Genomic DNA, 5,817 nt, shown 5'->3' with positions numbered 1-5,817 from the left:
AAAGTGACAAGTCCATTTCTTCCCTGTGTTGCAACATTTCCGAAGCGGTTTCTCCTTCAACTCGACGGTTCAACATCTTGATCCGCGAGGCATTCAGACCAGAAATTGCGACAATTGGCAAACTAAGTATTTGTTTGAATTCCAATCGGTCAGCGGCATCCAGCACGTTATCGAGTGTCGCGGCGCCAACATCTTCTTTTAATCGTCGGAACCCGCAGATATCCAGAGGGGCATCAAGACTTGCACTGAATGCAACACGAGCACCCTGGGACAGCCGTCCAGTAGAATTGGTTAACTCATTGATACAAAATAACAATTAGTTCCATAATCTTAATTATGCGAAATTGATGTGTAGCAGCTATTTAGTAATGTCTCACATTAGCAAGTTAGAAATGTCCCATCAAGTTGAGTTTTCAGTTTATGATGAGGCATGCAGATATGGGACTATTTGTGATGAGCGAGAAAGAACTACTGCGGATTAAAATCATTGAGGACATTCAAAAGCAGCGCATAAGTGTGGTTCAGGCGGCTAAATTCGTTGGAATCAGCCGGCGCCAAATGACCCGCTTGGTGGCAGATTTTCGTCGGAATGGTGCATTAGGCCTGATTTCAAAGAAGCGCGGTAAGCCAAGCAATCGAACTTACTCAGTCGGCTTTCGTGACTATGTTGTCGAGCTTGTGCGGCAAAACTACCACGATTTTGGTCCAACCTTGGCTCTCGAGAAGCTCAATGAACTGCATGATGTGTCAGTGTCCAAAGAAACGTTGCGCAAATGGATGATTCAGGCTGGGATTTGGATGTCACGTAAGGACCAACGCAAGCAGCACATTCATCAGCCCAGAAACCGCCGCGAGTGTTTTGGGGAGCTGATCCAGATTGATGGGTCTCATCATTGGTGGTTTGAAGAAAGAGGTCCAAGATGCGCCCTGCTCGTCTTTATCGATGATGCCACGAGCAAGATTTTGCATCTTCGGTTTTGTAAAACAGAGAACGCATTTGACTACTTTCATGCGGCAAAAGAGTGTCTGAGCCAATATGGCAAGCCGCTTGCGTTCTATAGCGACAAGCACGCGGTTTTCCGCACAATCCATCCATCCGTTAAAGATGCAACATCGGGCATGACACAATTCGGTCGAGCACTTCATGAATTGAACATCGATATTATCTGCGCCAACTCTCCCCAGGCCAAGGGTCGGGTTGAACGGGCGAACAAGACTTTGCAGGATCGATTGGTCAAAGAGCTACGCTTGCGGGATATCAGCACCATTGAGGACGCCAATGCGTTTGTCCCTGCATTCACAGCCGATTTCAATCAGAGGTTTGGCAAGGTGCCGCGCAATCCAAAAGATGTACACCGTCCTTTATCCGAGCATGACAGTTTGGATGGCGCCATGTGCAACAAGGTCGAACGTACCCTTTCAAACACCCTCACCCTTCGTTATGACAAAGTGCTATTCATATTGGACAAAACTGATGTTGCGCTCGGCCTTACCCGAAAGAAAGTGACGATTTGCGACTATCCGGATGGTCGAGTTGAGATTCAATATGATGGCGTATGCCTGCCGTACAGAACTTTTGACAAACTTCGTTCGGTCAACCGAGCAGAGATTGTCGAAAACAAACGACTAGATGCAGTTCTAGAGTTCGTGGCAACGGAGCAGGCAAAACGCGAACTTAAGCGCAGTGGCAACGCACCTCGGCGAACCGGCCAAGGCCCTTCGATGTTTGATATTCCAAAAAGTGACATTTCAGGGTAAGCAACGGACTTATTCAGAACACCCCAAAGTCAGAGAATTGCGGAATAGTGGCAGAATAGGACTGCTCGCAAACGACTTTAGTGCGAAGCTTCCGCCCCATTGGCTTTGACTCTTGCGGTCCAGCCAATGTCCGCTATCTATGTGCCCTCCTCACAGGAGTGAGACATTTCTAAATAGCCCACCTAGAGCCATTTCTATTTAGCTTTGACATGATGTGTAGCAGGGTGCGCGCTACCTTGAAGCGCGACTTTTGTTTGAAAACAATGTGTTATCAGACAGGAGGAATTTATCATGGACACAATTACTCACAAATCACACTAGAAGAGCGTCGTAAAATTGAACGTTGGCGTCATGCACGCGTATCTTTTGACGAGATAGCACAAGCATTGAAGCGACATCGATCGACTATAATGGGGTCTGTTCCGGCTAGGGGCTAAATCCTACGCTAGGGGTTTTGCCTGTGCCGTTTGACTATATCCCCTAAAGGTTGATCGAATTTCACACAAATGGGCTGGCTTGAGAAATTTCGTTTCAACCAAGGCACCAATATTCGGCTTCGATGATGATCAAGAAGGATTCTTTTGGCTCGCGGGACAAGGCGGATATGGAATTCAGACAGCTCCCGCCATAGCAACAGCTGTGGCCGATTTGATGAAAGAAAGTGCTGGATTAGCAAGCGAACAATCCTTTGCCGAAGAGCTCGCATCATACAATCCTGCTATCGCACGCACGGCCTGATTTGAAACAGTTGTGTTAATAGAGAAAAAGATAATTTCTACTTTGTTGGAGCCATTAAAAAGTGAAGGTGAGTTCGAATTCAGAAAAGTCAATTTGGACAATTTGACACAAGACCCTTCGGCATCATAACACCGCGAAAAGCCCCCGCATTATTGGAATGTCAACAAACAGAATGAACTGCGTGGGCACCTCTTTGGAGATTAGTGGGTGAACAAAGCATAAAGATAGTGCCGTTTAGGGGATAACTGCGCCCAACTGGACTCTTTGCAGTTCCATTGTGCCACCTTATGTCCATTTTGCATAGTTCATCACATAATGGCATTGGGCAAGTGAATATCAAAGTGACAATATCCAATTTAGATACCGATATTCAACAGCGTCGATCAATCGATTTGACCAGATAATCACCAACCAAAAACAACTAAGACACATAAAGGCATCTCATGCGCCAAATCTACATAAATGGGGAATATGTACCCGAAAATGAAGCCAAGATTTCTGTCTTCGACAGAGGTTTTCTTTTTGCAGATGCAGTTTATGAAGTCACCTTCGTTATGCAGGGCAAGCTTGTCGGATTTGCCCCGCATATCGAACGGCTCCGAAGGTCATTGCGTGAGTTGGAAATCGACCTGTCATTGAGCAATGAGGAAATTCTGGACATCCACAGAACGCTCGTAAAGACTGACGGATTGTCTGAGGGCCTGGTCTACATCCAGGTCACACGCGGTACAGCTGAACGCGATTTTCTTTACCCGCGGGATAAAATGACTGCGGGTGTGGTGATGTTTACACAGCAGAAATCGCTGATCGACAATCCCTTGGCAAAACGGGGCATGGACGTTCTCTCCTATCCAGATTTACGTTGGGGACGAAGGGACATCAAAACAGTTCAACTCACTTATTCTTCCATGATCAAGAACGACGCCGTTGTTCGAGGCGCCCATGATGCATGGATGCATCAAGATGGTGTTGTCACAGAAGGTACGTCAAACAACGCCTATATTGTGACAGCAGATGATCAGATTGTCACGCGCGATCTCTCCAACAGTATTCTACATGGCATAACGCGACAGGCGGTCTTAGAATGTGCTGACGAACTGGGTTATGCGGTATCGGAGCGACCTTTCACGCTTGAGGAAGTAAAAAATGCAAATGAGGCATTTTCGACATCTGCGTCTGGCATTGTCACGCCTGTGGTTGCCCTTGACGGACATACAATTGGCACCGGCACGCCAGGTCCCATGACATTAAAACTACGCGAAGCATATTTGGAAAACAGCCTTGCTGAGGCGATTTAGGAAATGGACGATCGCTCAAAAGACACTCAAACAATGACAAATATGCTAGCGCGAGCGGGTTTACTAACTGTCGATCTTGGTGCGATCGTCGGTAATTGGCGAACGTTTTCTGGCATTGCACGCAACGCAAAAGTTGGTGCGGTTGTTAAAGCTAACGCTTATGGCCTTGGCATTCCAGCAGTTGTCAGTGCACTTTTTGATGCAGGCTGCGAACTGTTTTTCACAGCTACAGTTGAGGAAGCCTTGAATGTTCGACTGTACTGCCCCTCAGCATCTATATATGTCTTTGAAGGCCTGATAACTGAAAATGTGCCTTATTACGCAGATACCAATCTGACCCCTGTTCTTGGCAGTATTGCGGATCTAAAAAATTGGCATGAATGCGCGCCTAAAGATGCTCCTTATGCGTTGCATGTGGAAACAGGCATAAACAGGTACGGCATTGAGCATAGCCGACTTCAAGAAGCGCGAACGTTTATCACGGATACACAATGCCCAGAACCAGTATTGATCGTCAGTCATTTCGCTTGTGCTGATGAACCAGAAAACCCGATGAACAACGAGCAAATAGGCCTGTTCAAACGCGCACTGAAGTTGTTCCCCAATGTTGCTGCTTCGTTGTGCAATAGTTCGGGCGTGTTTTTGCCTGCAGCCACACACTTTGACGTCGTTCGGGCAGGCATAGCACTCTACGGTGGTCGAGTGACGGAGCAAACCACGCAACTGCGGCCTGTCATTCGTTTAGCTGCCAGAGTCATGCAATTCAAAACCATACCTAAAGGGCAAAGTTTGGGCTACGGCGCTGGCTATTTAGCTGATAGCGATACTCGAATTGCAATATGCGGCATTGGCTACGCAGACGGTTTGATCCGTGCGGCTTCCTTGAAAACAGAGACCACCAACACGAAAACAATTGTTGGTTGGATCGGTAATCACGCTGTACCAATGATTGGGCGCATCTCAATGGATTGCGTTGTCTATGACGTAACGGCCGTCCCTAAGGAAATTCTTGAGCAATGTGCTGGCATAGAAGTGCTCAACGATCGCACAACAATTGATGATTTTGCAGATGCAGCAAATACCATCGCTTATGAGGTTTTGACCCGTTTGGGTGCAAGGCTAGAACGCCAATATATCAATACCCAAAGTTGAATTTAGTGATCAAAGAATTTCAAAATGCGAACAACCGCGGAAGGACAACAAATGAAAATCTTCATCAGCGTCGACATTGAAGGCGTCGCCGGCGTCAACGAAAGCCTACAAGGCGCACGCGGGAACCCCGAATACGAAGTTGCCCGTCGGCTTATGAGCCAAGAGGCAAATGCGGCGATTGAAGCGGCGTTTGACGCCGGTGGCACAGAGGTAACTGTGGCGGATTCACATGGTCCGATGCGCAATCTAATTGTTACGGATCTTGACCCTCGTGCGCGGATTGTTTCTGGCAAGCCACGACCATTGTCCATGATAGATGACATTTCAGCGAGCTATGACGGCGCGGTGCTAATTGGTTATCATGCTGCTGCGGATAACTTTGGTGTTCTCTCGCACACCATCAGCGGCCAAGCTTTTCGACGTATTGAGATCAATGGGATATTGACTGGCGAGCCAACTCTATTTGCAGGGCATGCAGCCGAAATCGGCGTGCCACTTTTGGCGGTAAGCGGCGACGATTATCTTGCAAACGAAATCGACGAGCAATTCCCCGGCACAAAAACAATCGTTGTGAAATCAAGCATTGGTGCCAACGCTACCAACAGTCTTTCACCTGTAGAATCCAGAAAACTGATTAAGAAAGGGGTTTTTTCGGCCGTGAAAGAAGCTCAAACAAGATCAACGGCAGTCCCGACCTCGCCCCCACTTAAGACTGACGTGCAATTCCATCACCAAATGCAGGCTGACGCTGTTTCTTTGCTGCCATTCGTCCAACGGTCTGGACCACGCACAGTGCAGTTTGAATGTGTTTCGTACGCTCAGGCAATTGGTTGCTTGAGCGCGATTGCGCTTATTGCGAGCGCTGTAATGC

7 protein-coding genes are annotated in these 5,817 nt (G+C 47.6%); 6 read left to right on the top strand and 1 reads right to left on the bottom strand.

From position 1 onward, the window contains the following. On the bottom strand, window positions 1–316 hold a 316-nt coding region (locus Q0231_RS15675; RefSeq protein WP_299349013.1), incomplete at its 3' end, for a hypothetical protein. A gap of 122 nt (window positions 317–438) precedes the next feature. On the opposite strand from Q0231_RS15675, the gene Q0231_RS15670 reads away from it, so the two are divergent. The 6 genes from Q0231_RS15670 to Q0231_RS15645 all read left to right on the top strand — a co-directional run. Beyond that, window positions 439–1,758, top strand: a complete 1,320-nt coding sequence (locus Q0231_RS15670) for an ISNCY family transposase (protein WP_299349016.1) — start codon at window positions 439–441, stop codon at window positions 1,756–1,758. A 209-nt stretch (window positions 1,759–1,967) separates the two neighbouring features. Beyond that, a complete protein-coding gene (locus Q0231_RS16775; protein ID WP_367274507.1) occupies window positions 1,968–2,195 on the top strand; it encodes a helix-turn-helix domain-containing protein in 228 nt (75 codons plus the stop codon). Window positions 2,196–2,253: 58 nt separating this feature from the next. Next, entirely contained in the window at window positions 2,254–2,496 is a 243-nt protein-coding gene (locus Q0231_RS16770; RefSeq protein WP_367274508.1) for an FAD-dependent oxidoreductase, read from the top strand. A gap of 443 nt (window positions 2,497–2,939) precedes the next feature. Beyond that, the gene (locus tag Q0231_RS15655; protein WP_299349010.1) at window positions 2,940–3,794 is read left to right on the top strand and encodes a D-amino-acid transaminase; all 855 of its coding nucleotides are present in this window, start codon (window positions 2,940–2,942) and stop codon (window positions 3,792–3,794) included. A 3-nt stretch (window positions 3,795–3,797) separates the two neighbouring features. Further along, a complete protein-coding gene (gene alr, locus Q0231_RS15650) occupies window positions 3,798–4,946 on the top strand; it encodes an alanine racemase (protein ID WP_299349007.1) in 1,149 nt (382 codons plus the stop codon). A 51-nt stretch (window positions 4,947–4,997) separates the two neighbouring features. Then, window positions 4,998–5,817 (top strand): M55 family metallopeptidase (locus Q0231_RS15645; RefSeq protein WP_299349005.1); only part of this gene is annotated, 820 nt, incomplete at its 3' end.

It is taken from the genome of uncultured Maritalea sp. (genome assembly GCF_937139385.1).
Taxonomy (GTDB): Bacteria; Pseudomonadota; Alphaproteobacteria; order Rhizobiales; family Devosiaceae; genus Maritalea; species Maritalea porphyrae_A.
This window is presented reverse-complemented; position numbering and strand designations above follow the sequence as displayed.